This is a genomic window from Allocoleopsis sp., assembly GCF_036703385.1.
Taxonomy (GTDB): Bacteria; Cyanobacteriota; Cyanobacteriia; order Cyanobacteriales; family Coleofasciculaceae; genus Allocoleopsis.
On record NZ_DATNPA010000106.1, the window covers coordinates 1 to 3,080 of the forward strand.

A 3,080-nucleotide genomic window follows, 5' to 3' on the forward strand; every position below is an offset into this window, starting at 1 on the left:
TTTGCATCGGCAATCTCAAACTCTGAATCTAAGGTTTCCAAAAAAACGCTTGAGTAAAGCTTAAATTAAGGATAAGGCTTGCTCATCGTATCTCCTGAGTATCTCAGGAAACGAACAACGCTTAAACTTGAGGAGAGTCAATCCAAAATCCCAAATCCCAAATCTAAAATCCCAAATCGAATGACGCTTTTCAATCGGGTTGGATTAATGCTGCTTCTAGTTAGCATAGTGAGCGCAGTTGGTTCAAATCCCGCCTTAGCAGAGGCATCTACCGCTGCCACGGGACTCAATCTCCAAGACATGTTACAGCGTACCTTGGCGTGGATTAACCATCTTGGCTCAGTGGGAGCGATCGCCTATATTGCACTGTATCTTGTCGCTACTGTTGCTTTCTTACCCGGCTCAATTATTACTTTGGGAGGAGGCGCAATCTTTGGCCTTGTATTAGGGTCACTTTACGTTTTGATCGGTGCCTCTCTGGGAGCCACGGCTGCGTTCTTAATAGGACGTTATTTAGCCAGGGATTGGGTTTACCAACGAATCGCAGAAAATGAAAAATTTCGTAAGATTGACGAAGCTGTCAGCAAAGAAGGATTCAAAATTGTTTTTTTAACGCGACTCTCTCCTATTTTTCCGTTTAGCTTGTTGAACTACTCTCTGGGAGTTACGGGTGTTTCTCTGAAAGACTACCTACTGGGTTTCCTGGGCATGATACCCGGTACAGTTATGTATGTTTACCTGGGTTCCTTGGCAAGTGTATTTGCCCTGATGGGGACTAAAGCTCAACCCACTAACTCTGCCATAGAGTGGACAATGCGGATTATCGGTTTGCTCGCCACTGTTGCAGTTACAGTTTTTATTACTCGTATTGCCCGAAAGGCTTTAGAAGAGACAGTTTCATAGCTTACGAACACGCTCACCGCTACCACTGGAACTACCAAGTGCTGATTTAATAGGGTTTAGTTCAATTTGCACTCTATGACTGAAATCTCCAGCCAAGAAGGCTTTGTTACGTTCCGTAGTTATAAGGTATGGTACCGTCTTGTACAACCTTTACTAGAAGAACCGAATAAACTGCCATTGCTGTGTCTTCACGGAGGACCCGGTGTTCCCCACGACTATCTTGAGCCAATGGAGGCTCTAGCGGCTACTGGCAGAAAAGTAATTTTCTATGACCAAGTGGGATGTGGTAATTCTGAGAGAGCGACTGACCCTGAAGTCTATTCCATTGACTTTTTCAAAGAAGAACTTGTTGCTGTACGCCGTGCCTTGCATCTAGAGCAAATCCATCTGTTTGGTCAATCTTGGGGCGGTTGCCTAGCATTAGAACATGCCCTCTCGCAGCCCACTGGACTGAATAGCCTAATCCTAGCGAGTACTCCTGGCAACATTCAACAATTTGTTGCCGAAGCGTACTGCTTGATGGATGAACTGCCAACAGATATACAAGAGACAATTCGCAAACATGAAGCAGATGGCACGACCCAAGATGCAAAATACCTTGAAGCGATGGATGTTTTCAATCATCGTTATCTTTGCCGTTTAGATCCCTGGCCTACTTGCTTACAACAAGCCTATACTAAGGCCGGACAGGAATTTCGGGGTGCTGGCAAAATTATAGATTGGAATATTGAGGAGCGTTTGGGTGAGATTCAAGTCCCGACGCTGCTGCTTTCAGGTCGCTACGATGAAGTAACACCAGCTTGTGTTGAAACGGTTCATCGAGGAATTTCTGAATCTGAGTGGGTTTTATTTGAAAACAGTTCGCACATGCCTCATCTGGAAGAAACGGAACGATTTATGTCCGTTGTAGACGATTTTTTGAGTCGTGTTGAAGCCTCGCTTTCCATGAGTATAGACAGTCTAAATCATGCGTGAAAGCTCCAAAGTACAGGAATAGGGAATGAGTAATTGGAAGTTCTTCCTCATGACCGAAGCAATTTTAGATTTTAGATTTTGGATTTTGGATTAAATACAATGCAAGGGTTTCAAGCCCCTAGTTTCAACTAGGGAACAAATCTAAAAGACGCTCATTCTTCGCTACCGCAACGCTCGCGTAAATCTAAAATCCTCAAGCCCCCGGATTCATCCGTGGGGACAATCCAAAATCGTAAATCTAAAATCCAAAATCGATTGACCCATTACCACTCATCGATAACTAGGTTTCACTATTCCCGAAAACCCGGAATCTTCTCATCCAATTGAGAACCGCTCTATGGTCAAATCTCTATGTCAAATTCAGCCTTCGAGAGAGTTACTGTCTCACCGATGGATGAGTATAACCAGACGTTGGTTTCTTACGTTCATCCACCGGATTGGGTCAATCCTCAACCTGCTAACTGTTACGACTTGGTGGTCATGGGTGCTGGTACTGCCGGATTAGTTGTAGCGGCAGGAGCGGCGGGTTTAGACCTGGGCTTGAAAGTTGCCTTGATTGAAAAGCATCTCATGGGTGGAGATTGCTTGAATGTGGGTTGTGTGCCTTCCAAGTGCATGATTCGGTCTTCTCGTGTTGTTGCTCAGATACAAGAAGCAAAAGCTTATGGCATCAATGTTCCAGAACAGATTGAAGTCGATTTTCCTGCTGTAATGCAGCGGATGCGTAGGATACGGGCGAACATTAGTCCGCATGATTCGGCGGAACGTTTTCAACAGCTTGGGATCGATGTTTTTTTAGGGAAAGGTCGTTTTTCAGGTGACAATACCATTGCCGTGGGTGATAGGACTCTCCGGTTTAAGAAAGCAGTAATTGCCACCGGCGCTAGAGCTGCACAACCCCCCATTCAGGGAATTGAAGAGGTCGGTTATCTGACCAATGAGACCGTATTTTCCCTTACTGAACGACCGCAACGTTTAGCCGTGATTGGGGGTGGCCCGATTGGTTGTGAATTGGCTCAAACTTTCCGGCGTTTGGGGAGTGAGGTGATACTGTTTCATCGAGGTTCTCACCTACTGGATAAAGAAGATGCTGATGCCGCAGAAATTGTCCAAAACGTCTTTCTTCGAGAAGGAATTCGCTTGGTGCTGAATTGTCAAATTGAGCGAGTGGAAAAGACGAGTAACGGCAAGATTCTTTACTT

The 3,080-nt window shown here is 45.2% G+C and carries 3 protein-coding genes; all 3 read left to right on the top strand.

Annotation, left to right across the window (positions count from 1 at the left end):
* Positions 1-180 precede the first annotated feature (180 nt).
* Entirely contained in the window at positions 181-903 is a 723-nt protein-coding gene (locus V6C93_RS05340; RefSeq protein ID WP_333475617.1) for a TVP38/TMEM64 family protein, read from the top strand.
* Between the two features lie 75 nt (positions 904-978).
* Entirely contained in the window at positions 979-1,878 is a 900-nt protein-coding gene (locus tag V6C93_RS05345) for a proline iminopeptidase-family hydrolase (protein ID WP_333475618.1), read from the top strand.
* A 351-nt stretch (positions 1,879-2,229) separates the two neighbouring features.
* A partial coding sequence (locus V6C93_RS05350) for an FAD-dependent oxidoreductase (protein WP_333475619.1) occupies positions 2,230-3,080 on the top strand: 851 nt, incomplete at its 3' end.

Bases quoted from the DNA above. Each gene is read 5' to 3' on its own strand.
- V6C93_RS05340 (WP_333475617.1), top strand. From the start codon at position 181: ATGACGCTTTTCAATCGGGTTGGATTAATGCTGCTTCTAGTTAGCATA.
- V6C93_RS05345 (WP_333475618.1), top strand. From the start codon at position 979: ATGACTGAAATCTCCAGCCAAGAAGGCTTTGTTACGTTCCGTAGTTAT.